At 42.5% G+C, this 25,337-nt stretch carries 21 protein-coding genes and 3 pseudogenes; 15 read left to right on the top strand and 9 right to left on the bottom strand.

Features of this window, described 5'->3' with window-relative positions; all coding sequences use genetic code 11:
• Positions 1-14 precede the first annotated feature (14 nt).
• The 6 genes from HWQ38_RS06520 to HWQ38_RS06495 all read left to right on the top strand — a co-directional run bounded on the left by HWQ38_RS06520 (position 15) and on the right by HWQ38_RS06495 (position 8,513).
• Positions 15-2,753, top strand: a complete 2,739-nt coding sequence (locus tag HWQ38_RS06520) for a hypothetical protein (RefSeq protein ID WP_292791304.1) — start codon at positions 15-17, stop codon at positions 2,751-2,753.
• 33 nt (positions 2,754-2,786) lie between these two features.
• Positions 2,787-3,605 carry a hypothetical protein gene (locus tag HWQ38_RS06515; protein ID WP_292791302.1) on the top strand — a complete coding sequence of 273 codons (819 nt, stop codon included), beginning with the start codon at positions 2,787-2,789 and terminating at the stop codon, positions 3,603-3,605.
• Between the two features lie 129 nt (positions 3,606-3,734).
• Positions 3,735-4,853 (top strand): hypothetical protein, encoded by a 1,119-nt coding sequence (locus tag HWQ38_RS06510; RefSeq protein WP_179075923.1) that lies wholly within the window; start codon positions 3,735-3,737, stop codon positions 4,851-4,853.
• Between the two features lie 428 nt (positions 4,854-5,281).
• Positions 5,282-6,013 (top strand): hypothetical protein, encoded by a 732-nt coding sequence (locus tag HWQ38_RS06505; RefSeq protein ID WP_292791300.1) that lies wholly within the window; start codon positions 5,282-5,284, stop codon positions 6,011-6,013.
• A gap of 17 nt (positions 6,014-6,030) precedes the next feature.
• A complete protein-coding gene (locus HWQ38_RS06500) occupies positions 6,031-7,659 on the top strand; it encodes a TrbI/VirB10 family protein (RefSeq protein ID WP_292791298.1) in 1,629 nt (542 codons plus the stop codon).
• Complete coding sequence (locus HWQ38_RS06495; RefSeq protein WP_292791296.1) at positions 7,656-8,513, top strand: hypothetical protein; 858 nt, start codon at positions 7,656-7,658, stop codon at positions 8,511-8,513. Before HWQ38_RS06500 ends, HWQ38_RS06495 begins: the two co-directional genes overlap by 4 nt.
• Before the next feature lie 248 nt (positions 8,514-8,761).
• Here the strand turns inward: HWQ38_RS06495 and HWQ38_RS06490 are convergent, their stop codons facing one another.
• The 7 genes from HWQ38_RS06490 to HWQ38_RS06460 form a co-directional block, all read right to left on the bottom strand.
• A complete protein-coding gene (locus HWQ38_RS06490; protein ID WP_292791293.1) occupies positions 8,762-9,244 on the bottom strand; it encodes a hypothetical protein in 483 nt (160 codons plus the stop codon).
• Positions 9,237-10,550, bottom strand: a complete 1,314-nt coding sequence (locus tag HWQ38_RS06485; protein WP_292791291.1) for an AAA family ATPase — start codon at positions 10,548-10,550, stop codon at positions 9,237-9,239. The genes HWQ38_RS06490 and HWQ38_RS06485 overlap by 8 nt, the downstream gene beginning before the upstream one ends.
• A gap of 94 nt (positions 10,551-10,644) precedes the next feature.
• Positions 10,645-10,866: a hypothetical protein gene (locus HWQ38_RS06480; RefSeq protein ID WP_094346945.1), complete on the bottom strand. Its 222-nt coding sequence runs from the start codon at positions 10,864-10,866 to the stop codon at positions 10,645-10,647.
• A gap of 333 nt (positions 10,867-11,199) precedes the next feature.
• A complete protein-coding gene (locus HWQ38_RS06475) occupies positions 11,200-12,255 on the bottom strand; it encodes an ATP-binding protein (RefSeq protein ID WP_292791285.1) in 1,056 nt (351 codons plus the stop codon).
• A gap of 413 nt (positions 12,256-12,668) precedes the next feature.
• A complete protein-coding gene (locus HWQ38_RS06470; RefSeq protein WP_292791282.1) occupies positions 12,669-13,307 on the bottom strand; it encodes a pyridoxal-dependent decarboxylase in 639 nt (212 codons plus the stop codon).
• Positions 13,308-13,388: 81 nt separating this feature from the next.
• On the bottom strand, positions 13,389-14,390 hold the full coding sequence (locus HWQ38_RS06465) for a fumarylacetoacetate hydrolase family protein (protein WP_292791279.1): 1,002 nt from the start codon (positions 14,388-14,390) through the stop codon (positions 13,389-13,391).
• 7 nt (positions 14,391-14,397) lie between these two features.
• Positions 14,398-15,213, bottom strand: coding sequence for a cyclase family protein (locus tag HWQ38_RS06460; RefSeq protein WP_292791277.1), 816 nt, complete (start codon positions 15,211-15,213; stop codon positions 14,398-14,400).
• Positions 15,214-15,515: 302 nt separating this feature from the next.
• Between HWQ38_RS06460 and HWQ38_RS06455 the strand changes: the two genes are divergently transcribed.
• Positions 15,516-15,851, top strand: a complete 336-nt coding sequence (locus HWQ38_RS06455; protein ID WP_292791274.1) for a hypothetical protein — start codon at positions 15,516-15,518, stop codon at positions 15,849-15,851.
• 100 nt (positions 15,852-15,951) lie between these two features.
• Here the strand turns inward: HWQ38_RS06455 and HWQ38_RS06450 are convergent.
• Positions 15,952-16,308: pseudogene (locus HWQ38_RS06450) on the bottom strand (histidinol dehydrogenase); the annotation flags it as partial.
• A gap of 282 nt (positions 16,309-16,590) precedes the next feature.
• Between HWQ38_RS06450 and HWQ38_RS06445 the strand changes: the two are divergent.
• From HWQ38_RS06445 to holA, 8 genes and pseudogenes are all read left to right on the top strand, one after another.
• The gene (locus tag HWQ38_RS06445; RefSeq protein ID WP_292791271.1) at positions 16,591-18,087 is read left to right on the top strand and encodes an AAA family ATPase; all 1,497 of its coding nucleotides are present in this window, start codon (positions 16,591-16,593) and stop codon (positions 18,085-18,087) included.
• A gap of 595 nt (positions 18,088-18,682) precedes the next feature.
• The gene (locus HWQ38_RS06440; RefSeq protein WP_292791375.1) at positions 18,683-19,768 is read left to right on the top strand and encodes a hypothetical protein; all 1,086 of its coding nucleotides are present in this window, start codon (positions 18,683-18,685) and stop codon (positions 19,766-19,768) included.
• Between the two features lie 322 nt (positions 19,769-20,090).
• Positions 20,091-20,537 (top strand): DUF1257 domain-containing protein, encoded by a 447-nt coding sequence (locus HWQ38_RS06435; RefSeq protein ID WP_292791268.1) that lies wholly within the window; start codon positions 20,091-20,093, stop codon positions 20,535-20,537.
• Positions 20,538-20,595: 58 nt separating this feature from the next.
• Positions 20,596-20,784, top strand: coding sequence for a hypothetical protein (locus HWQ38_RS06430; RefSeq protein ID WP_292791265.1), 189 nt, complete (start codon positions 20,596-20,598; stop codon positions 20,782-20,784).
• A gap of 320 nt (positions 20,785-21,104) precedes the next feature.
• Positions 21,105-21,182, top strand: a pseudogene (locus HWQ38_RS06425) (element excision factor XisH family protein); the annotation flags it as partial.
• A 19-nt stretch (positions 21,183-21,201) separates the two neighbouring features.
• Positions 21,202-21,555, top strand: coding sequence for a XisI protein (locus tag HWQ38_RS06420; RefSeq protein ID WP_094344630.1), 354 nt, complete (start codon positions 21,202-21,204; stop codon positions 21,553-21,555).
• A 242-nt stretch (positions 21,556-21,797) separates the two neighbouring features.
• A complete protein-coding gene (gene dnaX, locus HWQ38_RS06415) occupies positions 21,798-23,285 on the top strand; it encodes a DNA polymerase III subunit gamma/tau (RefSeq protein WP_292791262.1) in 1,488 nt (495 codons plus the stop codon).
• Positions 23,282-24,256: a DNA polymerase III subunit delta gene (gene holA / locus HWQ38_RS06410; protein ID WP_292791260.1), complete on the top strand. Its 975-nt coding sequence runs from the start codon at positions 23,282-23,284 to the stop codon at positions 24,254-24,256. The genes dnaX and holA overlap by 4 nt, the downstream gene beginning before the upstream one ends.
• A 72-nt stretch (positions 24,257-24,328) precedes the next feature.
• On the opposite strand, the pseudogene HWQ38_RS06405 reads toward holA, so the two are convergent.
• A pseudogene (locus HWQ38_RS06405) lies at positions 24,329-25,337 on the bottom strand (hypothetical protein); the annotation flags it as partial.

Below are 25,337 nucleotides of genomic sequence, written 5' to 3'. Positions count from 1 at the left end.
CTATCGAAGAGGGTTTGAAAGAACTACCTCCCGGTGAAAAAATTACCTTTTGTACAGGCTGTTATAGTGATGATACTGAGTCATATTCCCTACGGACAGGCTCTACCAAGGGAGTACCTCACAAACGCCAAACCCCACTTACTGCCTTAGCAGACGATTGCCACTTGAAACCAGTTTCTGTGCTGCTTCGCAACGAGCAATTGCGGGTGGAACAACTCAAGGAAGCAGGTTCTCGCCAAATCTGGAATCAAATTGCCTTCTGTACTTGGACGAGCGATGATGAAGCTGGTTCACAGCAAAAGGATTTTGTGGGTGGACTGATTGAAAAATGCAGGAAATTTGGCTCTTGGGCAGTTGAATTGATTACAGGGAACAAACGCATTTACCAAGAGGAGTTTTTCAAAAAGCTCTTACTGCAAGGGTTTCAGCAAGGATTTATCCAGTGGGAATTGCTGCTCAATACCAAAATTGGCTTAGAAGTAACACCTTGCAATGCTACAGATTTGTGGCAGTGGCTTTGGAATCGATTTAATGAGGGTGCAGCACCTCCTATTCCCCAAGTCATTACACTGAAGGAGACTGAGACGGGACTGGAGTTAACAGAAACCCTAACCACCGACAAACACATCTGTACATTACTGATTGAAGGACAACAAGGACGTTCCGCTTGTCCCGAACATCGGGGAGATAATGACCGAGTTTACCTCACAGGTAAAAGCAAGGTTTGTGGAGTCATGGTTGTAACAGATCCCCCCGTCGGTTGGTCTAATGCCCAAGAGCAGCTAAAGTGGGTCTGGAAAATCCTTGCTTCCAGCTACGTCCACGATACAGAAGCTTGGATTGAAATCAGCCGCAGCAATGACTTCTTAATCCAAGACAACCTAGCGCGTCAGGCAAAACAATCCAAAACAGCCCGCACTTTAGCCATAACCAAAGGACAGGGACGGGACGTTGGAGCGGAAATCAAACAGGAGGAATCCTTTGAAGCCCAACGACGACTTTATGAAGGCACGAAAGCGTTGCACTGTGCGCCTGTATTTCTAGTTTATCGTCACAGTGCCCAAGAGTTAACCCACGCTTGCAACTTATTGGCTAACAGTTTTGAGACTGCCAAAGTCATTCGAGAGCGTAATATTGCTTGGGAAATTTGGCTGCAAACCCTGCCGATTACCTGCAAATGGTTGCTGCACGGAGGTAATCTCAGCGAACGCAGAATAACTTTAGATACCCATACTGTAGCTGGAATTATGCCCCTAACTGTCCCCAAGGACATCGATAAACAAGGTGTGGAATTCCTTACCAGCCGTGGTGGCAAGCCTATTTATGTGGATTTATTTCACCAGCAGATTGGACGCGCTCTAATTACAGGTACTTCCGGCTCAGGAAAGAGCGTTTTGGGATGGCGTTTTGCTTTAGAGGCATTAGCGAACAATATTCCCGTTGTTGGTATGGATATCTCTGCTATTGGTAACAGCACTTTCAAGACGGCGATTGAGCTTTTGGGCGAACAAGGAGCATATTACGATATTTCCAGTGGCAGCAGTAACCTAGTGGAACCGCCAGATTTGCGACGGTTCGACAAGTCAGAACGGGAACGGCGTATGGAATCTTGGAAGGACTTTATTCGCAAAGCATTAACAGCGATCGCAATGGGTAAAGTCACAAACCCCCATTTAGCTCAACGGGTTGATGCTTTGCTGGTCAAAGCTTTGGACGTATTTTTAAAAGACCCAGAAATTATTACTCGCTACAACCAAGCCTTTGAGATGGGGTGGCTTTCACCAGAATGGCAGCAGATACCCACGCTACCAGATTTCGTCAAGTTCTGCACTAGAGAACGTCTCAATCTGAGATCCTTTGAAGAGATTGACCGACAGGCACTTAACCAAATCCAAAATCAGGTTAGCGCTTTACTAGCATCTAGGTTGGGGAAAGCGATCGCTCGTCCCAGCACTTTTTCCCCATTACCGGCGATTAAATTCTTTGCCCTCAGTGGATTGAGTAACGAACAAGATGCTTACTTGATGGCAATTAACGCCCATAGTGCCTGTATCCGTAATGCCTTATCCCATCCTAAGAGTTTGTTTATTGGCGATGAGCTTTCCGTATTATTACGTAAAGATGGCTTTGCCCAGATTATAGGCGAAACCTGTGCCACGGGAAGAAAAGAAGGCATTGCTGTTCTGCTGTTGTCCCAAGACCCGGATACCATTTGCGAGTGTTCGACAGGCGCTCAAATTATGCAGAACATGACCTACCGGATTACCGGACGTATTACCAGTAGCGGTATTGCTTCTTTCCAACAGTATCTGGGCTATCCCGTCAATATTATCAGTCAAAATGCGACTGAAGCATTTTTGCCCCGTACCAGCGACCTTTATTCCTGCTGGCTAGTAGAAACAGGTGGTAGATTCTGGCGTACCCGCTTTTACCCTGGCGAAATGATGCTGGCCAGTGTTGCCAATAACCAGGATGAACGGGAAGCACGAGAACGGGTGATGGCTCAGTATCCAGATACCCCCAAAGGCAATCTGTTAGGACTGAGAGCCTTTACTGATGCTTACATTCCTGCTTTGAAGGAAAACAGAGGCTTTAAGCATATTGGCAAAGAGATAGATCAAACCCCAGTATTGCGCGATTGGTTAAGTCCTGCGGACAGGCTGCATCAAAGCGGAGCATCTCTGCAACAAGAAGGCGATCGCCAAGAGAATAACGATGATCAACAGGCTCAAGAACGGCTGATTGCAAGTTGATGTATCTAGAAACTGCATTAAGGAGGGTAAATCATGAAATCTAAACTTACCTTTATCAGATTGATAGCACTGATTTTAATTTTTGAACTTGGTTCTATCGCCAGTCCAGCCGTTGCTGGCACTCAAGACAACGGTCGAGATCCAGTAGCTGCTGCTGTTAGTAACAAAACTACTGGTAGTAGTATTTTCACCTCAGACACAGCATCTCAAATCAATGATTTTGTGGGAGATGTCAAAAATTTCGCTCAAAATGACCTATTTAATCCTCTTGGCAATTTGCTCAATTCTGCCTTGGGTGCAATTCAAATTCCAGATTTAAACAAAGTTTTGGCAGGAATCATGAACGGTTCTGCCAACAACGATCCTGGTGCCGTGCTGTCTGAAACTTTGGAGAACAAAACCAATGGTCAAAGCTCTTATGGTATCCGTGAAGACCTTGGTAAATATGCTACTAGAACAGTTGCCACAGAGATAGCTAATCAGGCTACTTTGAGCCAAACAGCCCAAAGTCAGATGGCTCAAATTAAGCAAGCTACTCAACAAGATACTCAAGAAAGCGTCACCTTGGGTGAGGAATCCCAAAGTTTAGATGTCACTCAACAGATTTTGCAAAACCTATCCCAACAGACTGCCCTTAGCAGTCGCGTCAACGAGCGGATGCTTATTGAAGCCCAGCAAGCACGCATTGACAGGGCATTGAGTAACACCTTAACCGCTCAAACAGCCAAGGAACTTTCAGCCATCAATACTGCCGATCGCCGTAAGAGTGTTGCCGCCGGTAATGCTGCCACTCAACAGGCAGGCTTATTGATCATGCCTGGTGGCATTACTCTTGGTTCTGACAAGCAGTAGCTAGGAATTGGAATCTTAGAGCTAGTACCGCCGTGAATTCAAAAGTCGAAAAGCTGATTAATCAACCTTTTTAGCTATTTCCGTAAGTCCTGTCAATTTTAGCTGCGATCGCTAACGCTTTTGACACTCATGATCCACATTATTGCTCAATCATTTCCGGTAACAGGCGGAGAATCTGATGCCTTAGAAATTATCTCCAGTTCTTTAGAACTTTCTCGCGCTACAGTTGAGTCGTGGAATACCGTCTGGCTAGTTACTTTAGATCCGCTCGGTTCGGCATTATGGATTGGCTTGATTAAATTGGGCATTACCTTGGGAGCCGCCAGCATCTTATTTGTGGCGCTGACTACTGGCAAGGAAATCATTGAAAAGCAATCATGGTCAGAACTGGCATCAATCTTTGTTTGGCCTATCGTGATTATGATTTTCTTGGGGGCCAACGGCAATATGCTGGCGAAGACAATTACTGTTATCCGAGGCTTTGCTTACAACCAAGTGCAAAGCGTTCTTCAGCTTCAAGTTGGTGAATTAACATTTCGAGATGCTATTACCAATGTGGCAATTAGCAGTATCGCTAGACAACAGCTAGAAAACCTCTATAGCGAATGTCAAGGAAAAGTCGGTACAGAGTTAGTTGAATGCTGGAACTCAAAGCAAGCCCAGGCCCAGGCAATTGTTACCAAAGCTGAAGAGCAAGCTAAATCTCCACTCCAACCACTACGAGATTTTGGTAGTTTTCTCTGGAATAGAACTTTACCTGGTCAAATTGGTACTGCTGTTCAGTTTGCCAATGATCCAGGTAGTGTGTTTCGAGATACTGCCATCCCCATTATTCGCTTTATCTTGTATGCCCTGCAATGGGGCTTTGTAAATATTTTGGAAGCTGCTCTGTTGCTAACAGCACTATTTGCACCGATCGCAGTTGGTTTATCTTTACTGCCATTACAAGGTCGTCCTATTTGGGCATGGCTGACAGGGTTTATTTCCTTGTTTGGTGTTCAACTTGGTTACAACATTTTAGTAGGTTTAGCAGCCGTCGTGCTGGTGAAGTCGGGTGCTGAATTAGCATCTGATGTAGCATTTTTATGTTTCCTGAGCATCTTTGCACCAGTTTTGGCGGTATTGATAGCTGGAGGTGGGGGAATGGCAATCTATAACGGCATTTCTGCCAATGTCAAAGGCTTAATCGATATTTTTAGCAGTGCCATTGGAACTGCTACCAGTATTGCTCTACTCCGTAGGGGGTAATACCAATTTTGAATTTTAGATTTTGGATTTTGCGGAAAGTCTGTAGCAAGATCCCGCAGGGTGCGCCGACTTCCGCCTCTTTGTTTGCGGCATAACTTCTCTACGAGATGCTAGCTTGCTTCCCCGCAGGGGTACGCTTAGAGCGACGGAGGAGCGTCACTTTTCAAGACAGTCAATCACGGGAAAATCCCACAATCAATGGATGAAAATCCTTATTCCCCTATTCCCTATTCCCTATTTTCAAGCTAAACGGTCATGTGATGAATTACACAACGAGGGCATGAAAATTAACCTACCCTCATCCTTAGTCCCCAGTCCCTAGTCCCTATTTTCAAGACAGGCATCAGAACTTTCCAAGACGAATTAAAAACCTTTAACACAAGGCTGTTCGGTGGATTTTCAAATAATACTACTTATGCCAATTTGGTATGACTCTGCAAATTAAACGACTTCAAGCTCCATTGCTTCCAGAAGCCAAAAACCTCCTAGCTGTTTGCTTTATCTGCCTAACTGCATTTAACGGTCTGATATTTTTGTTGACTCTATTCACCGCTTTCAGGGTCAATAAAATCGCCGATCGCAAGACGACCTTTGCCCAGTTGGTAAATGGCGAGACAATCTACATTTCCGAGCAAGACCGCAACTGGCGTTATCCAGCTGTAATTCAAAAAGTAGTTAGTGACTGGACAACCCTAACATTTAACTGGGATGACAAACTCACTGGCACTAATCAACCAGACCAAGGCATTCAAGTTGGTAAAAATGGGCGGATTCCCACAAATACTTGGTTTGCTTCCCTGCTGCTAGAACCGGAATTTGCCAAAGCTTCTCTACCAAAGATTGCCGAATTAGTTCCTACTAGCTTCTTTTCAGGTCAGCTGCGTAGCACCACTATTATTTCCTATCTGTCAGAACCGAGAGCAGTACGACCTGGGGAATGGGAAATAGACATGATTGCTACCCGCATCTTAGTTGACCGCACTACTGGTAGAGATGAGCGTATTCCTTTTAACCGCACATTTACCGTCCAAGCAGTGGAGATTCCCCGATCTCCTTTAGGTAAAGATGCCCCCCTGGTAGAAGAGAAAATTTATGAAGTGCGATCGTCTGGACTGCAAATTACCAAGATGGTTGAGTTCAATTCTCAGCAACGACGCTAAAGGAAAAAGGTAGAATTATGACCAATTCAAATCAAAACCATGAATTTGACTACCTAAATCAAAACTCTGGTGATTCTTCGCCGGAATTCAACAGTACTAACGGCAATCATCGCTCTACCCAAGCCACTTTGGTTGCTGATGATGATATCAGCCCTGAAGAGGAGCAGTTGTTGGCAGGTTATAACCCTACTACAAATCACCTCATTTCCGAAGAATATCGCTTGAAACAAGATGCAGAAGGAGCAGTAGAGCGACCGTTAGCAGAAAAACCCAGTGTTCGACTAGGTTCAGTAGTTGCCTTAGTGGGAATCGTTATTGGCTCTGTAGCACTGATCTGGTTTGGATTTCTCCAACCTAAACCTCCTGTTAAACAAGTAATCCAAACTCCTACTACATCTCCAAAAGGCGAACCAGTTTTAGATGAATCTGCCGAACTTAAAAGCAGATTAGCGTTTCAAGACCAACGGCAACAACTTAAAGTGGAACCTATTGCTGCTAAATCCCCAAGTCCAACCCTACAAAATAAACCCAAACCAACGCCATCTCCTCAGACTTTTTCACCGCGCACAACTCCTACATCACGCACAACACCAATAACTCCTGTAAGAATTTCTCAACCTGCGCCCCCAGTAGTGCGGTATATTTCTCGAAATCCTGTCAGTTATCAAGCTTCACCACCAATACGACAGCCTGAAAGTAATGTCGATCCTTTCCAGCAGTGGAGTCAACTAGCTAGTCTGGGACAGTCGCAAATCGGTAACTCTAAAGTAGCTGAAACTCAGTCAGAAGTTGCTGTTAACACTCAAACTCCAACAGGCTCGAAACCAACAGCTAGGACATCCATTTCCACTCCCGAAGACCCTGGTATTCAAACAGTTTTAATTGGCTCCAAAAGCACTGACAGTAAAACTGATAACTTGACTCCAGGAATGGTAGGTATCCTCAATCGTACCCCTGTAGCTACAACCAATCTCAATGTCAATGAAACTAAAGAGGTAGCACTAGGTACATTTGCTCCAGGTAGAATTATCATGCCGATGATTTGGGATCAGGGAGGGAATAATCCCAGCGATCGCTTTGCTATCGAATTAACCAAACCTCTCACAGCCACAGACGGCACGGTGGCACTCCCGGCTGGTACTGTTTTAGTAACGAAAACAGTGGCAGTAGGTAAAAAGAATAACTTGGTATCTGCTAGTGCGATCGCGCTGATTTACCCTGACTCCCAAGGCACGGTCAAACAGGAAACCATTGCGGCTGAGACTCTGTTAATTCGCGGTCGAGGACAGCAACCGTTAATTGCTAAAAAGCTGAATGATGTGGGAACAGATATTGCCCAACAAGATTTGTTAGTTGGATTACTCAGTAGTTTGGGTAAGGTGGGAAGCATAGTGAATCAGCCCCGCACTCAATCTAGCACTGTTGTTTCTAGTGGCACTTTTAACCAAAGTACTATTACTAGTAACTCTAATCCTCAGATTTGGGCGGCGGCGTTGGAAGGCTTTTTTAGTCCAGTCAGTGAACGTCTGTCTAGACGCTCTGACCAAGCAGTGCAGGAATTACTACAACGTCCAAATATCCAGTTTTTACCTGAAGGTACAGAAGTCTCGGTTGTCGTCAATAGTTTTTTGAAAGTTGAACGATGAAACAATTTGCTACTCTTATCATCGGCACTAGCACATTACTGCTCAGTGTGACAGCACCTGTTGTACAGGCACAAGCACAAACTCCTGCATATCGCTTGATTGAACGGGATATGGCTGCAAACAACAGAATTCAGGTTCAAATTACTCCAGGACGTGCTACACCTATTAGCTTCACTCAAACCGACGAGGCGATCGTCTATATTTTGGTAGCAGATCCTTCACAATTAGTCTACACCACAGATACAGATTTAAAAAGCGGACGCGCTACAACCATCTTCCTGAGGGCAATCCAACCGCTAAAGTTTCCAGGGGCTACCACCACTGCCATTACTAACTTACTTGTGCAAACTGTAGACAAAACGGGACAAAAGCGACTCTACAACTTTGATATCGTTCCAGTGCGTAGAAACACTGGGTATGTTGGTATTCAGATTGCAAATGCGTTCGTCGTACCCCTACAGGGAAGCAAGCTACGCGTAGCGGACGCACCAGAAGACGTTGCCGTTGGCGGAGCCTCTCGTAGAGAAGGCATCGCCTCCGGCACTGCGCCAAGACGCGGAGCGGCTTCTGAAAGTAGCGCAATCGCTGGACAGCAGACACTATTAATAGATAAAAATCGCAGAGCGAGAGTAGATGATATTGAAACCGGGCTGAGAATTGCTATTAATCGGGGTTACACCAACAAAAGCGATCCAGTTGTTCTTAAAATGCAGCAAGTTTTAGACCTGTTGCGAAATACCAGAGTCACAATAAAAGAAGCAGCTACATCTGTTGGTGTTCCAGTTGAGGTTATTTCTGAATTAGGAAGAATCGCCTTAAATGACCGCCTACTCAGACTAGGACACCAACGCTAGAGGTGATGCATTATGCACTGGTTAAAATACATTTCTTTTTACTAAATTCACATAATTCAGAATTTGAAAATAGAAAAATTAATTAATGCAATAATTTTGAAGCAGGGAGATAGTGACGGTCAAAAAGCCAACTGAGTGATAAGTCAGTAAGCATTGCTTAATGCGGTTATTTGAGAATTTGTTGAGAACACAGGCTTCTTAATGACAATATGCGTTCGCCCTAATCTGGATGCTGATGCTAAGTATTGTCATTTTCCCCTTTGGTGATAATTCTTTAAATCGCTGTCTAGTGACCAGATAAACACTTCACTCATTGGGAAGCGATAACAGGACTTATGAAATTCCTGAATAATGCTAAAATCACCGAAACTGGTTCCTTCTTGCTTATTAGGAGCTTTGTTTTTGCCAGCCAGATCCGGGAACTGGTCAATCCACTCCAATATCTCTGCCGTGTTTGGGAATGTAGTAGGTCTCCAGGGAGCTACGCCTGTGAATGCCTCTTTAACTTCTTTAACAAAACGTAGGGCAGTTTTCCTTCGCATTGTGCCATCGCCGTTCTGGGCAATGTGGTTGCCTGTTTCAAGTATCGTCGCCATAGGCAACAAAAAAGTACAGCCAGATTGAGCATAGGTCTGAAAATCTTCGAGAACTGATGCTCTATGCTGATTATAGTTGGGAACGTTCAGTATTTCGAGGAATATGCTGGTATCTATTAGGCAGATACTACTCATTGCTGTACTCCTGCAAACGAGACAGCCATTCCATAGCTTGCTGTTTTCTATCTTCTGGTGTGTGCGGCGACTTGACAAACCGATCCACTACCCCAGCAGTTACCAGTTGACCGAGCGGCCCCTGAGATATCAGACTTGGGAAATCGTACATATCCCCAAGCCGTACAAGGCGGCTATCTCCTGACTCTGGATCTCGGAAACAAAACACTACATCACCGAGAGCCGCATCGGGTAAGGCATCCATTAGGGCTGGGTTGTGGGTAGAAAGCAGCACCCGCAATTTCCGCCGCTCGGCAATATCCCGGATGCTGGCGAGTAGATGCTGGGCGCGGTTGGGATGAACGCCGTTGTCGATTTCCTCGATTACCACTAAACTACCAACGGGTGCCGATAGCATAGCCGCCGCGATCGCTAACACCCGCAAAGTACCATCGGATAACAATGCCGCCTCACAATAGCGACGGGTATTGCCAAAGGTTTCTGCTAGTCGCACCATGACTTCATCCCGTGGGCCGAAAAGGAAATCTAGCCCATCTATAGCCTGTTCTGGTAGACTCTGGATAAAGTTGAGAATTGCCTGTTGATTTTCGGCTTGGTTCTCCCACAAGCGATACAGGACGCTGGAAAGATTGGTACCATCTTCTTGTAATCGCTTATCAGATTTGAAGCTGTACTCGCGCATTCTGGCGGGGACGGGATCTAGAAACAGGATGTTCTTTAAAACTCGTTGATATTCGCGGACGGTTTCAGGAATTATCTTTTGGGATATGGGGTACTTTGGATCAAAATGGGCAGGGGTGTCTAATTGCACGAATATAGCCATCTGATCGCTGCACGTTACTCGTGGCTTGTTCTTCCCCCTTGTAAAGTTGTTATATGCGACACCAACATCAGTCTCTACTCCTTGAGAAGGCTGATCTAGGTCATATAGCGGGACTTGACTTGTCGAGCCAACGATTCGCTCACTACTGATGTGCAGTTCTCCGTCACGCACATTCAGGGTTATATCGAGTTGGTTCCAGTCTGGGTAGTCTAAACGGCAACCAATGGTAAAATTTGACTCTCCCCGATGGCACAAGTCATTTACTCGACCGCGTACAACGCGCTCTGCACTATTCACCGCATATTGAATGCTAGAAAGTTTTTGTCCTTGTGCCAGCCATGACAGAAAGCGCAGACCTTCAAGGGCATTACTTTTACCTGCGGCGTTTGCACCTATTAGTACTGTCAGCGACCCAAGGGGCAATCGGCTTGTACTGTAGCTTTTGAAGCTGGCGAGGGTAAATTCTGTGAGCATGGCACTCATCTTACAATTATCATCTCAAGGCTCAATGGTGGAGGGAGGCGAAGAGGGCATCGAGTTCTGACAGTGAGGCGTGGTGACTCATCTCTAAAGCCCGTTACTGTGAGTCGGTTATTGTGCAGGTTCCGAGTTGGGGACAAATAATCTCTATTGCCTTACTCTTGAAAAAAACAATTCTGTGTTCGTTATCTTCAGAGTCTCCTAAAGTGACTCGTTTACGGATGCTCATGTTTTTCATATCAGAGACGGTATTCTCAAAGAAATCCGATTGATGCCCACAGTCGCAGCGAAAGGATGATGGATACAGTTCTATTGCCATCTTACACACCATGACTTACCCCGCCAAATACTACCATGCTAGTCAGGCGATATTTGACAGGAATAGCAAGGTAATCAGTGGGGTATTCAAGCAAGAATACCTCACTCGCTAGCTGAAAGATGTCCAGAAAACCCCGTGAGATCAAACCAGGATACTGTTATAGCGGTTATCGATTGGATGAGAACACCAAAGTCCTTGCTGTCAAATCATTTCAGCAAAGTTTTTGTATCTCACTGAACTGCACACCGCTATATCACATTACCATTCGCTGCAATAACCGTGAGTTTCAGTTAACTCACCACGAATGCCGTCAGGTGATTGCTATACTGTTGATCAAGTTTTTAATACCTCAATGATCTTGTCCACGAGTTCCATTGGCTCAATTGGTTTGGTAATAAAAAGTTGAAACCCTGCTTTTAAAATACGTTGCTCATTTTTGGCTTCAGCAAAAGCAGTGAGAGCGATCGCTGGAATTTGTCCCCCTTGCTCTATAGTGCGGGAGCGAACCTGACGAATCAAGGTAAAGCCATCCTCATCTGGCATACTGATATCACTAATCAGTAAAGTGGGCGATTGCTGTTCTAAAAGTGCCAATGCTTCTTTTACTGATGCCGCTACTAATACATCTGCCCCGGCGCTCTGAAGAACAGTCTGCATTAACATCCGAGCATCTGCATCGTCATCCACAACCAGAATGCACAAGTTCTGCAATTGGGCAATTTTCTGATTGCCATGCAGCAATTCTCCTACTACTAGCTCCTCATTACTCAACTGCTTTGTCATTTTCACGATAGGTAGCCTCACCGTGAATGTCGAACCCTTGCCGAATCCCGCACTGGCTGCTGTGATATTGCCATTGTGGAGTTCTACAATTGTGAGAGCGATCGCTAGTCCTAACCCTAATCCACCAGCAGAACGAGTAGTGGAAGCATCACGCTGACTAAACCGTTCAAAGACGAATGGTATAAATTCTGCTTCTATGCCCCTCCCTGTATCAATAACAGTAATCTGAGCTTGAGACTCAACTTGTTCCAACCTCACCTCTACACTTTCATTTTTGGAACTAAACTTGATTGCATTTGAAAGCAAATTCCAAACAACCTGTTGTAAACGAATGGCATCACCTAAAACGTTGGACACAGCAGCATCAAGATGTAACTGAATTTGAATTGTAAAAAAGTAATGATTAGCTAAAGCAGCCAAAAACACTGATGTCAATCCTGAAGTGATGCTACCGTACCAAGTATTTATAGAAATAGCAATCAGCCACAAGCTGAAAGAACTTGTGATTCCAGTTACATCCTCTAATCCCAGCTTTACTAGCAAGGTTACTCCCACACTGAAAAATGCAATCGCGTAGGGCAGGTATTTTTGTTTGATAAATAACATAGAGATGGGAGCAACAGGATTTTGTGAGGCCGGATAAAAAAACGAGCGATGTCTACGGTGGACCACGCCTACGCTAAAAACTATTTTCAGTATAATCAAATATTTAGTATATTTAAATACGTGTTAATGCGTAGTAAGATTTACTAGGTCTAATGTATGGCTTAGGGGGCGCGAAAATTTGTAATGACAAGAATTAAAGTAGGATTTCCGAGTAGCAATAATTTTAAGATTGGGGATGTTTACGTTCATCGAAAAATATATACAGCAGAATTCAGAATTCAGGAGTCAGAATTCAGAAGTAAAACAGGCTTTACACCTGGGTTTGAGACTTAGCTTGTGTACAACACCCAACTTGAAATCTGCTGTATGTGCAACTCCAGATTTAACTAAATCATCTGAATGTTAAAAAACTTTTAGAATTGACAAATATCACGGAATGGAATCGACAAATTGCTAAAGAAAGAAAAAATTAGACAAGTCGCTTTGAGAGCATCCAAGTGTGCTTGAGTAGAAGTGTACACAACCAGTTGATTAATATCTGCTTTTAACTGTTCTCTAGCTGCTATCAAAGCTACTAAAGAAGCACTACTGGCTGAGTCTTGAATTACTCCTCCTCCTGTGGTCGAAGATTTAAACTGCGAGGGAAGTTTCAACATATCTATTAACCAGTCTAGAACATGAGTTTCTAACTCAGTACAAGCTGGAGAAGTTGCCCATAACATTCCTTGAACTCCAAGTCCTGCACTGACTAATTCTCCTAAAATTGATGGTGCAGAAATACCTGTAGGAAAGAAAGCAAAAAAGTTTGGAGACTGCCAATTAGTCAATCCTGGTACGATGATTTCATCTAAATCTTGTAAAATGTCTGCAAAAGACTCTCCTTTTACCGGGAATGTTTCTGGTAGTTTGGCTCTAATGTCTCCAGGTTCAACTGGAGATAAAACAGGCAGTTGCTCTACTGTTTCTAAATAATTAGCTATCCAATCAATAGTTTTATATCCCCAATGACGAAATTCATCTGAGGACATATGATATTCTTGATTATTTTCCATATTGTTCTACCGTTTAAAACTTATTATTTGACACCACATATTTTATACTTTATCTGAACGGCTAATTACGAGTCGGTCTATTTATACAATTACATTCCTTAATATGCCTAAACCTTGCACCTTCAGCTCTACGACATCTCCTCGCTGCAACCATCGGTTTAACTCTAATCCACAACCATTACCCACTGTACCAGAACCAATAAATTCACCTGGGTATAATGTTTCATCTTGGGAAATGTAAGCAATTATTTCCTCAAAAGAAAAATGCATTTCACTACTGTTGCCTCTTGACCACTCTTCGGCGTTAATACTGGCACTCATCGCTAGATTATATGGATTTGTAACTTCATCTGGGGTGACTAGATAGGGGCCAATAGCGTTACCTGTATCAAAATCCTTTGCCTTAGCTGGCCCTAAGCGTCCTCCCATTTCCTGTATTTGGATGTCACGGGCGCTGAAATCGTTGTAAATCGTGTAGCCACCTATATATTTATGTGCTTCTTCAACAGTGATATTACGCCCTGTTTTACCGATAAAGATCCCGATCTCTAATTCGTAGTCAAGTTTTTTTGTATAGGTAGGCCAGTATACTTTTGCATCTGTCCCGACAACACTGAAGGGATTACCTTTATAATAAACTGGGGACTTGTACCAAACATCAGGCACACTGAATAAAGGTTTCCCTCGCCATTTTTCTACCCAAGCATCTACATTGGCAAGGAATGGCGATCGCCACCTAACCACAGTCCGAGTTGCTTGAATGAGGTGCTTTTCAAACACCATACAATCACGAATAGAACGCGGTCGCGGTACGGGAGAGAGTAATATCACATCACTCAATGGGTGAGTAGTTCCTGCTGGGCGTTGAGTAGAAACAAAATCTCGGATTTTTGCAGATGCTTCGCGGGCTACTTCTCCGCCATCCAAAAAAGCTTGCATATCAACTAAAAAAGGCGCAATGTCCTCAGACATTACCTGTCTGCCTGCTTGCAAACTTACCACAGTCTGGTCATTATCAACGAGCAAACCCAACAGGGGAATTGCCTGCGGGTCAGAAGTCAGAATAAACGTCAGTAGTTTCATGGGGTGGTTAATTTTCGATAATGCCTACTACCCGCGATGGCCCGGCAGAGGCATCTTTAATTTTCAAGGGAAAGGCTGCAACCTTGAACCCATAAGACGGCAATTGATTTAAATTAGCTAGGCGTTCCAATTGACAGTATTCTTTATCGATCCCCACAAAATGAGCTGCCCAGAAAATATCATCTCTGCCACTTTCTTTCGCCTCTTTTGCTTGGACTCTTAATGGTACGTCCCAGCCCCAGGAGTCAATACCCATAACTTTGATACCTTTATCAATTAGCCAATGAGTTGCTTGGGCACTAACACCACATCCGTGAGTAAAATATTCTGGCGTTCCCAGTCGTCTATCGTTCCCAGTTTGGATTAATACAATATCAAATGGTTTGAGCTGGTAATTAATCTTTTCTAAGGCTAACTCAACATCCTGCACTGTAATGGCAGAACCATCTGACTTGTGTCGCATATCTAAAACAACACCATCACTGTAACACCACTCCAATGGAATCTGATCGATTGTCTTGGCCTGCTTACCCTCAGAAGTTGGTGCATAATGCCACGGTGCATCCATGTGAGTTGTGCCGTGAGTCGATAGCTTGATCGTTTCATTAGCCCAACCTAATTTGCCACGAAGATATTTTGGCGTAATTCCAAATAGTAGCCAAATAGCAAACCGTCCAAACTTATGTCCCTGATAAGTGACAACATTGCGTGCCCACCAGGGGGCCCAATCCTTGTCATTTTGCAGCGTATCACTCAAATCAATTATCTGCAATTGGCGATCGCTAGATGAATTAGCGCCTTTGAAATTAAGTAGTTCTGTCATTTTTATCTCAGAGGAAGAACGATAATATTTTCCAAGTATTTTACTGAGAATCAGGTAAATTATCTCAGCTCGACTTTATCCATTTTTTGGCAACGCTCAAGCTGACGCTGAAAGCTTTGTGGGACGGTAGTTTTACTTTTTCGTTTTCAGCGATAATCAGTGACATGGAAAAAGTTTTTGCCAAAAAGCTAGGGTTTTGCCGAAACAAGAGAAGCAAGTTGTTAATTTTGGATAAAGTCGAGCTCAGAGGATGTTTGAAAAGTCGGTGATGCAGCATCCGTGAGAACGGATGGTCAAATACCGTGGTACACGACAACAATGCTTATTTGAGATTGGTGTCGTCTAATCGATATTTCTCGACAAAACGCCGCGCTCGGTTGGAGCAAAACTCTACTATTCGCTTTGGTTGGTTGCGTTATGTTCTGCTACCTTGGCTCTCGATAATTACGATTAGTGGTGTTCTAGTTGGCACTCTTTATCCCCCTCCGCCAGCACCGCTTCACTTAGCACCAGTTGTCGTCTTAATTTGGCTATTGCTGGGCATCGGAGTGTTAAGGTTTCTGCAAATTCACAAACCCGAAGCTATTCGTCAGGCAGGTAGACTATTTGTCGTTGATGAAACTGAAACCCTCAGTTAGAAGAAAGCGATCGCTCTTGAGTGATGGTGTAAGACCATCGGTGAGAGGTTAAGATAATTTTACTTTTGTCATTATCCAATTCACAAATTATCTCAGCTTTTTATTGCAAGCGTACAGATACACTACCTGCATGGGCTGGCAAACCTTCTGCCTCTGCTAAGGTGACAGCTGCTTTGCCTATTGTCTGTAATGCTTGTTTGTCACATTCTAAATAAGTAATTCGTTTGAGAAAGTCGTAGACACTCAAACCAGAGGCAAAGCGGGCAGAACGGGCAGTTGGCAGTACATTGTTGGGGCCTCCTAAATAATCGCCAATCGCTTCTGGAGTATAGCGTCCTAAAAACACGCTCCCGGCACACTTAATTTGATCGGCAAGCAGTTGCGGGTTGTCTACACACAATTCCACATGTTCAGGAGCGAGTTGATTGAGCAGTGGTATACTCTGTGCTAAATCTGACTTTTCCCGTTATCTCCTTGATGGAGCGATCGCTTACTATACCCCTAGCCTAAAGCCCTATTCTCTCGTGATTAATTATCATTAAAATAAAGTTGTTGAGAATAAGATATCATGTGAAACCCTTGCTATTTCGTTGTTTCACGACTTAACGGGAAAAGTCAGGTTAAAACAAGTCTGCTATAGATAGCTACAGATATCTGTATATAGCTGTAACAGCCGCTCTCTTCCGATTTGCGAATGTCCTAAGCTGCCTGACCACTGCTATAAATATATTGATTGCCGATGATGCCAAATGGATATGGAAACATATTCCTCAACCCAGAAGGAGTGTTGTTTTTCGGAGAAGCAAAACCAACAGCTATCGCTGCATTGAGTGGATCAATTAATGGAATTAGCGAAGCGATGACGATCCAAACACTTCCTACTTTCGCTGCAACAGGTTCTTTTCCATTTCAACTCACCCAGCAGCAGCAAAAAGCTTTAGATGCAATGTGGACATTTATACAGCCAACCGTGATGACTGCTTTATTTATGCTGGTTGGCTATGCGGGAACCGGCAAGTCAACTATTGTTTTCCAACTAGTTAAAGTTCTTGTTGCTGCGGGTAAGCGAGTTGTACTGACTGCACCCACTAATAAAGCTGTAGGTGTGCTGCAACGCATGGCGGCAGAAAATGGTGTAACCGGGGTAGAATTCTTCACCATTCACCAGTTGTTAGGACTGGGTATGGTAACTAGAGGTAAAGAGAAAGTACTTGACCAAACTGGGCCTTCTTACATCAATCTATTTGATGTTGTCTTTATTGATGAATGTTCCATGATTGGCAAACAACTCTGGCGCTGGATTGAGGATGTTGCTAACCAATCATCCACCTGGACAAAAATCAAAATTATTCTCATGGGCGACCCAGCACAGTTAAATCCAGTTAATGAAGGAAAATCCCCTAGTTTTCAAGTGCCAGATAAAGCAGTATTGACTCAAGTTGTGCGTCAAGGAACTGGTAGCCCTTTGTTAGAGTTTGTCACTGCTTCTCGTTATGCAGTTACCAAGAGCAAGTTTCCTTTTGAGCCTTATGCCAAATATCTGCCTGATAAAAGTAATGGGGCGCTGATGGTTAAACGTCAAACTTTGCTGCGTTATGCCTGCAAAAAGATGAAGAGAGAATTTGCTCAAAACCCAGATTGTTTCCGAATTTTGTCCTGGACTAATACTCAAGTTGACTTTTACAATCAGCAGATTCGCACACATTTATATGGTGAAAATATCAATCGGTTTATTCCTGGAGAGAGATTAATCACCAGAGATCCTGTGATGGCTCCTGATGGTAAAACTACGATTCTTTCTACATCTACAGAGTTTACTGTTTTAGATGTCTTTGGGGATCGTTATAACAACTATGATACTTGGAGGTTGAAGGTAGAGACAGATGAGGGGATTGTGCGTCAGTTCTATGTTTTGCAGGAAGATGAGCAAAAACAATTTGACCAAGAAACCAAACCTTTACTCAAAAGTGCCAAGCGAAATCCCTTTCTGTGGAAGCAGTACTACAAACATTCAGAGCAGTTTGCCAACATCAGAAACTGCTTTGCATTAACTGTTCACAATAGCCAAGGTAGCACTTTCTTAGAAGCGGGTATTGATGGTCAAGATTTGAGTAAGCGACTTTATCCAGAACGAGCAGATGACAGTAAGGCAGTCTTGGCAAAGATTAGAGAGTTTAATCGTTTGTACTATGTTTCTAGCTCACGGGCTAGACAACGGATATTAGTTATCCGGTGATAATTGTGTGTAGCAATCTCGACACAAAATTCCGATTAATCATTCGTGAACAATGAGAACCCCGATTTATCTAATAAATCGGGGTTCTGTGCCTTGTGATTTTCACAAATCAAATAAGCTAATGACCATTTAATACCAAGTTGTGATATATAGTATTATTTGCTTGAAAGCTAGTCCAGCAGCGCTTAGATACTAAACAATACTAACTTTTGCAACTTGGTATAAGTTGCATGAAAGCAGGGCTTAAGCCCTTACTACAAGCGAATAAATCTGGGAAAATAAATGGCGATTAGCTTATGATTGCTAGATTATGAAATTGAAATAGATAATGTCTGATTAAACGTTTGCCCACTTTAATAACTGCTTAATAGCTATAGAAAGCCTGTCTTTTTTTTACAATATCTCAGCCAATAATCTGTTTATAATAGCAGCTTTTGAGTCTCTAATGCTTTTTGAAAATTACAATCAAGGTTATCTATATTCAGTAAGTAATTAAATGATTGATATGAATAATATTATAGCCAAAATTAGTGGTAGAAATGTAAAGCTTTCGCTTTATTGTACTGATGTTAAAAATTTATTGTTCCTAGTAAATGTGATACAAGCAGTGATTACAAATTCAAGCAAAACCTTTCTAAAAGACGCTGTTGTTGAAAGATATAACATCTCTAATTTGAATAAAACTCGCATACGTTTCAAGATTCAGTTAAAGAAGACAACCAAGAGTAATGCTCCCAAATGGACAGATGTTCTCAAATATTCTCAAGATGAAGAAGATGAACAAGAATCTGACTTAGTGAAGGTTACAACCTCAGAAGTTGGTTTAAAGGGCATCAAAGTTTTCAAAGCTTTAGACGAAGCAGCAAACCAATTAAGGCAAGAAATTGCTTCAGTCCAAGAATGGATGAATTATGACAATGGTGATTGGATTTGTCCTATAGACTTAGCGCCCTTGGTCTGGAATCAACTAATCGGAATTCGAGATAATATTGCACCTGTTTTACGCACTCAACTGAAAGAAGAGTATGAAAAGGGGTACACAGACTATCAAGAACGTATTGATAAATTTCTCTCACTCAATGCTTGGCAGTTATCTGTAGAACAACAACAAGAAGTTAAGCAGAACTTAGCCAAAGCTTTTCCCTGTTTAGAGGAACTAGAGGACTATTTACAAGTAGTAATTGGTCGTCCTGTCATTATTCCCGCCATCAGTGAACAATTGTCAGAGAAACAAGCTGAATGCTTAGGGCAAATAACTCGGTTTATCGAACAGTATGACAGAAATTTAGAACAAACACTGAGGGAATCAGCGATCGCTGGAGGAGAACAACTAGCAGCCCAGTTGCTCGAAGATTTGAGTAATTGGGAACCAGGACGCAAGCCGGTCAACTTCAAGAAGAAGATGGAACGCCATTTCAAAAAAGTCCAAATGCTTTTGGCTAACGCCAGTTTTGAAGCAGGTAGCAGCCTTGGACAAATGATGGCTCATCTAGAAAATGTTCTGGAAAACGCTTCTGTGGATGCCAAAAAGCTGGATTCACAAGGGCGTTCTCAGTTACAGGAAAAAATGGATGAAATTTGCTCCAAGCTTTTGGATGAACAACGCCATCTTCAACGATTAGCAAGTGATGAGGGTATGGGCTTAACCAGAGCTACAGCGATGTCTCTCAAACTTCGCTAGAAAAAACAATCAAGAACGTGTCTGTATCGTCGTTGATCGAAAACGAGGTGTGGGGGAGCCACTGCGGTGGACGGGTTTCCCGGCATAAAGGAGGCAGTGCGTTGCGGGGGTTCCCACGCCACTTGCTCTACTTGGGGAACCCCAAGTAGAGCAAGTGGCTCCCCGTTGTAGCAACTGCCGTCAAGTGGCGTTGTAGAGGAAGACAATGCGCCCACACTTTCCAAGCTTGCTACGGAACTGAGAGGGGAAGGAATTTTTTGCTTCCTTGTCTATCACCACTGTTCGCATTAATTTACCAGTCCACAGTATTTAGAGGTAGGAAATGTCACATTTTTCAACTGTCACCACAAAACTAACTAACCGTGAATGTTTAGTACAAGCTCTACAAGATTTGCAGCTTACTGTCCAAGTTTATGAAAAACCACAATCACTCAGAGGTTATTACCACGACTCCCAAGGACAAAGTGCTGAGATTGTTGTCCCTGGTCGTAGTTTAAGTGTCCGTGCAGATATCGGGTTTAGGTGGGATCAGGAGGCAGGGGTGTATCAACTCATCCATGATGCCTATGAAACTGTACCCCGACTAGGAGAAAACTTCTTTTCGCACACCTTAATACAAGCCTACGGACAGAAGATGGTTCGCGCTAAAGCAGCCCAGTTACAAGAACATCTGGGAGAATGCACCATCACAGAAGAAACCAATGGTCAGGTACATACCCTGCGCCTTGCATTTTCAGCACATCAGCAAACCCAACAAGTTCGGAGATAATTTATGGAACGGACAATCTTGATACATTTTGACACTGCTACAGGTGAAGTGAAAATCATTGAATATTCAGTTTAACCTCAAGTATTTAGTAGAAGCAGCCAAGGCAATTCCTAGTTCCGCTATCAAAATGCACTTGCAACAATCAGATCATCCTGCCATGTTGGTTCCTTATGGAGATAGACCAAATCCAGAACTGCAAATGGAAATGCGTCAATTCTTACTGCCACTTTACACTCTAAATGCTTAATAAGTGTTAACCGCAATCTTGAAGTTTTGTAGGGTGTTTTGGATACGAGTGGTGTTTATTTTAGACGGGGATTTGAGGAACTCTGGACAAAACTGACAATATGAACGAAAATTCTCGATTTTGACAAATATAAACTGTGCATTTTGGCGGTAAATATCCGACTATTTGCCGCCAAAATGCCAAATTTATCCAGTTTTATCAAGAAAAAAGGAAGCAAAGCAGGGTGCAAGAAGGAAAGAGAGAAAAGTATGTTTTAGAATCTAATCGTTACCCAATATGGTAAACACTTTACAATCAGAGTATTACTCAATAGTTCCACCATGCCAGCAAAAGACATATACCATAATGAAGTCAAGAACGCATTGATAAAAGACGGTTGGACTATCACAGATGATCCTTAAAGGAGGAAATTTGGCAATGGATAAGCTAGAGCAATACCGCAATGGTATTAAGAAGATATTAACTGAGTATTACGAAACTACTAATACTCAAGTTGTAAAAGATCCGGGAGTTGAAGTAAGCGATCGCTTGGCTTTTGATGAAACAAGAGATCAATATCTTTGGTTTCGATTTGGCTGGGATGACAAAAAGCAGATACAGTATATTATTATCTATCTCTGCATTAAAAATGGCAAAGTTTGGGTGGAAGAAGATGCAACTAATTTATGCGTTGTTGATGATTTGCTATCAGCCGGAATACCCCAAGCCGATATTGTTTTGGGTTTTCATCATCCCAGTAAACGAGGTTTAACAGAATTCGCTACTGCTTAAGGAGGCAGGTAAAAAAGATAAATTTAGCGTTTTATGAGCCAAGGATATGAATTCTAAAATGGCTATAGCTCGGTTGTAAATTCCATAAACTTCTCCACCTGTTTCAACGGTTAAATAATTAGGTGTACTCAACTTCTGGTATCGGTAAATCTTCCTGGAATTGAGCAAATCATCCTACTTTGGATTCAAAATTACACCCCCTTAACAGGGGTAAGGGCGACAACTTAAGGTTAATGAATCCTATGTCTACAGTCGCCCTACATCAAAAATATCGACCCCAGACAATAGCCGAATTAGTTGGACAGCCCTACATCAAAACTGCTCTGACTAATGCTGTAAAATACCTGCAAATTGCACCAGCTTATTTATTCACAGGTTCTAGAGGCACAGGTAAAACCTCAACTGCTCGGATATTTGCTAAATCCCTCAATTGCCTCAACACTAAAAAACCAACTGACCAACCTTGTGGTATTTGTCAATCCTGCCGTTCAATTGAAACCAGTAATAGCCTAGATGTTAGTGAAATTGATGCTGCTTCTAATAATGGTGTAGATGATGCCCGTGCTTTAATTGAGCGCAGTACCTTAGCACCTGTTGCAGGACGTTACCGAATTTTTATTCTCGATGAGTGCCATTGTCTAACCGGTAACGCCTTCAACGCCTTACTTAAGTGTATTGAAGAACCACCACCTCATGTTGTTTTCATTTTCTGCACAACAGAATTGCACAAGGTGTTACCTACCATTGTCAGCCGTTGTCAGGTGTTTAATTTCCGCACTTTGTCTGTTCAGGCAATTGTGCAGCACCTCCGTATTGTAGCAGATGCAGAATCTATTTCTATTGATGATGAGGCACTAACAGCGATCGCACGACTCAGCGATGGTGGACTACGGGATGCACTGCAATTACTAGGTCAGGTGAGTCTTTTAGATGAAGATATCACTGCTAATCATGTCATGGAAATCGCTGGTGGTGTGACAGAAACAGAATTAATGTCAATTTTACAGGCAATATCCACCAACAACACCTTTAACTTACTGCAAGTAGCAAGAGTTTTAGTAGATTCTGGTAAAACGCCCAAATTGATTCTCTCTAACTTACTGCAAACATACCGAGATTTACTGATTATCAAGTCTGCACCCAAAGAGCAATCCCTGCTAACTGGTTGTGTTAGCTATGCTCAACTCAAGATTTTAGCAAATCACTGGAATTTCGAGACGCTTAACTTGTCTCTAGCAGAGTTACAAAAAGCAGAAAACTATCTGCGGTACACAGTAAATGCTGCTGTGTGGCTAGAAGTTTGCTTACTGAACCTGATACCCAATTTATTGCCTGTCAGTGCAAGCAAGACGGTAACTGCTAAACCTGTGCATGACGGCAAGTTGCTACCAACAGTTGGAGTATACACCACAAACAAGGTGACAGCTAAACCTGTAGATGACAAATTGTTACCAACAGTTGCACCCCAGACTACTAAACTGGCTCAAATTTGGCAGCAGGTGATGGATATAGCTAAACCCAGCAATCAAAAGCTGTTGGCTCATGCTCATCTTGTTAAATTGCAAGGTGACAAGGCAATTTTAGAGGTTACACCAGCTTACCTGAATAAGTTTGAGAGTAGTAAAGAGGCGATCGCTAAAATGCTGCAACGAGCTACCCAAAGTCAACAACCAATGACTGTGTTAATTAAAACTGCCAACAAGAGCAGTAATGGGAGGGTAAAAGGATGATTGTCTTGCTGACAGGCGACGACCAACACGCCATCCAAGAACAGCTGAATCAATACAAAGCAGAGATTGATGCCCAATGGCTCACACTTTGCTATCACCGATTTCCAGCCGATCAGCTTGACCGAGCTATCAGCGTAGCTCGCACTCGTTCCTTGACAGGTGGTAAAAAACTGGTGATTGTGGAAAATTGCCACCTCAAGCAGTGGGGTGATACTGAGTTGTCAACTTTGCAGCAGCTTGTTCAAGTGCCTGAATTCACAATTCTGGTGTTTGTCGCCACCAATCTAGATAAGCGCCTGAAGATTTACAAACATATTGTCAAGTATGCCAAGTTGTTTGAGTTTCCATTAATACCAGTTTGGCGTACTGATTTGATTGAAAAGGCGTTAGCGAAGCTCGCCGCAGGCATCGCTATTCAAGCTAAAAAAATCAAGCTGGTGTTGTCAAAGAATGTGGTGGAATATCTAGCAGAAGCAATTGGTAACGATATGACCCGTGCAGCCACTAAGTTACGCAAACTGTATATTTATGCTAATGGCAGACAACTTGAGCTTGCAGAAGTAAAAGAGTTGGTGCCATGTCAGACTCAGAATAGCCTACAACTGGCATCTGCTATTCGCCAAGGAGAAAGTAATCAAGTTTTGCACCTGTTGGATGATTTACTGTCACGATCGGAACCATTAATGGTGATTGTTGCTACTCTCCTAACGCAGTTTAGAACTTGGCTGTGGGTTAAATCTGCAATTGTTTCTGGGATTAAGAAAGATAGTGAATTAGCTCAAATGTGCAGTATCAGCAATCCTAATCGCATTTACTATTTGCGTCAGGAGGTGGCAAATACAAGCATTAACGCTTTAGCTAAGGCAGTAACTATGATGCTGGATTTGGACATGTCTATCAAGACAGGTGCTGAAGCGAAGTATTTACTACCAACAATTCTTAGTGTTAGTAGGTTATTCAAATTAAATTAATCAGCAGAAAATTGACTGCTAATTTTGGATTTTGGATTGTATATTTGATTTCAGTCTAAAATCCAAAATCAGTTATCGAAGTGCTGTATTGAGGAGAAAGGCTTTAACTTTAACACCTAATTGTGATAATTGTTCGCCTTGTTTGTCAAATTTTTCTCTGGCCTCCTCAATACTAAGTTTTGGCGATTTTCCCTTTCTAGAGTCGCTCTTATCCCACTGTTCACAATTAAACCAACCAATTAGGTAAAGACCATGTTGGCAAGTATTATCTTTTAAATAGCGATTAACAAGCTGTATCTCCATTGCACTATCTAGCTCATCATTCCAACAGCCTTTTACCTCAATAATGACTGTTACAGAATCAGAAACCTCTCCAGTTGGTTTTTTAATAACGGCATCGACTTGAATATCAGTTCTCTCTCCTCGACGAATTTCGACTTCACGGTTAAGTATGATACCTCTATTTTTAAGATTGTTTAATTTAATACCAAATGAGTAGCGATTAGCAACTGCTTCAAAAACCCCACGACCAAATTCTGTATCCTGTCGAACAACTGACCAAATTAAAGACCAGTCATCAGAATCAGCATATTCAACTAAAATTTTAGTAGTTAACAAAATTCTTTCATATTCTTCCTCTTCTGAAGGTAGTGGATAAGAAATGAGACTCTTAACAAATTCTTTAGCTTTGTTACATCCATGCTTTAAAAGTTCTTCAAGCAAGCGTTGAGTAACTTTTGGTTTGAGTGCTTTGTCTTTTATTTTTTCTAATATTTCATAATTAAAATGTTCACACCAGCATTTATCAAATTTGTCAATAATGAAGATATTACTATATTCTTCATTCTCTTTATCAATTAGTAAATTTAGTGTCTCAATAGTTTCATTAGGAGCTTTTATATATGCTTGTTTAACTAATTCAAGGTAATAATCTTCTTTGTCAGTATTTGGGTAGCCCACTATAATGGATGCCCATCTTTGCCAGATTTCATCTGCAATATTATCTAAAAATCCTGGTGATTCTTTACTGGAGTTTAGACTAAATACGAGCGATCGGAAGATAACACATACAGACTTACGG

The sequence above is a fragment of the Nostoc sp. NMS7 genome, from assembly GCF_017115085.1.
Taxonomy (GTDB): domain Bacteria; phylum Cyanobacteriota; class Cyanobacteriia; order Cyanobacteriales; family Nostocaceae; genus Nostoc.
This window is presented reverse-complemented; position numbering and strand designations above follow the sequence as displayed.

Coding starts and splice junctions, on each gene's coding strand:
- HWQ38_RS06500 (WP_292791298.1), top strand. CDS start 6,031: ATGACCAATTCAAATCAAAACCATGAATTTGACTACCTAAATCAAAAC.
- HWQ38_RS06435 (WP_292791268.1), top strand. CDS start 20,091: ATGTCACATTTTTCAACTGTCACCACAAAACTAACTAACCGTGAATGT.
- HWQ38_RS06490 (WP_292791293.1), bottom strand. CDS start 9,244: ATGAGTAGTATCTGCCTAATAGATACCAGCATATTCCTCGAAATACTG.
- dnaX (WP_292791262.1), top strand. CDS start 21,798: ATGTCTACAGTCGCCCTACATCAAAAATATCGACCCCAGACAATAGCC.
- HWQ38_RS06510 (WP_179075923.1), top strand. CDS start 3,735: ATGATCCACATTATTGCTCAATCATTTCCGGTAACAGGCGGAGAATCT.
- HWQ38_RS06475 (WP_292791285.1), bottom strand. CDS start 12,255: ATGTTATTTATCAAACAAAAATACCTGCCCTACGCGATTGCATTTTTC.
- HWQ38_RS06515 (WP_292791302.1), top strand. CDS start 2,787: ATGAAATCTAAACTTACCTTTATCAGATTGATAGCACTGATTTTAATT.
- holA (WP_292791260.1), top strand. CDS start 23,282: ATGATTGTCTTGCTGACAGGCGACGACCAACACGCCATCCAAGAACAG.
- HWQ38_RS06465 (WP_292791279.1), bottom strand. CDS start 14,390: ATGAAACTACTGACGTTTATTCTGACTTCTGACCCGCAGGCAATTCCC.
- HWQ38_RS06495 (WP_292791296.1), top strand. CDS start 7,656: ATGAAACAATTTGCTACTCTTATCATCGGCACTAGCACATTACTGCTC.
- HWQ38_RS06420 (WP_094344630.1), top strand. CDS start 21,202: ATGGATAAGCTAGAGCAATACCGCAATGGTATTAAGAAGATATTAACT.
- HWQ38_RS06485 (WP_292791291.1), bottom strand. CDS start 10,550: ATGAGTGCCATGCTCACAGAATTTACCCTCGCCAGCTTCAAAAGCTAC.
- HWQ38_RS06480 (WP_094346945.1), bottom strand. CDS start 10,866: ATGGCAATAGAACTGTATCCATCATCCTTTCGCTGCGACTGTGGGCAT.
- HWQ38_RS06470 (WP_292791282.1), bottom strand. CDS start 13,307: ATGGAAAATAATCAAGAATATCATATGTCCTCAGATGAATTTCGTCAT.
- HWQ38_RS06445 (WP_292791271.1), top strand. CDS start 16,591: ATGATGCCAAATGGATATGGAAACATATTCCTCAACCCAGAAGGAGTG.
- HWQ38_RS06460 (WP_292791277.1), bottom strand. CDS start 15,213: ATGACAGAACTACTTAATTTCAAAGGCGCTAATTCATCTAGCGATCGC.
- HWQ38_RS06505 (WP_292791300.1), top strand. CDS start 5,282: ATGACTCTGCAAATTAAACGACTTCAAGCTCCATTGCTTCCAGAAGCC.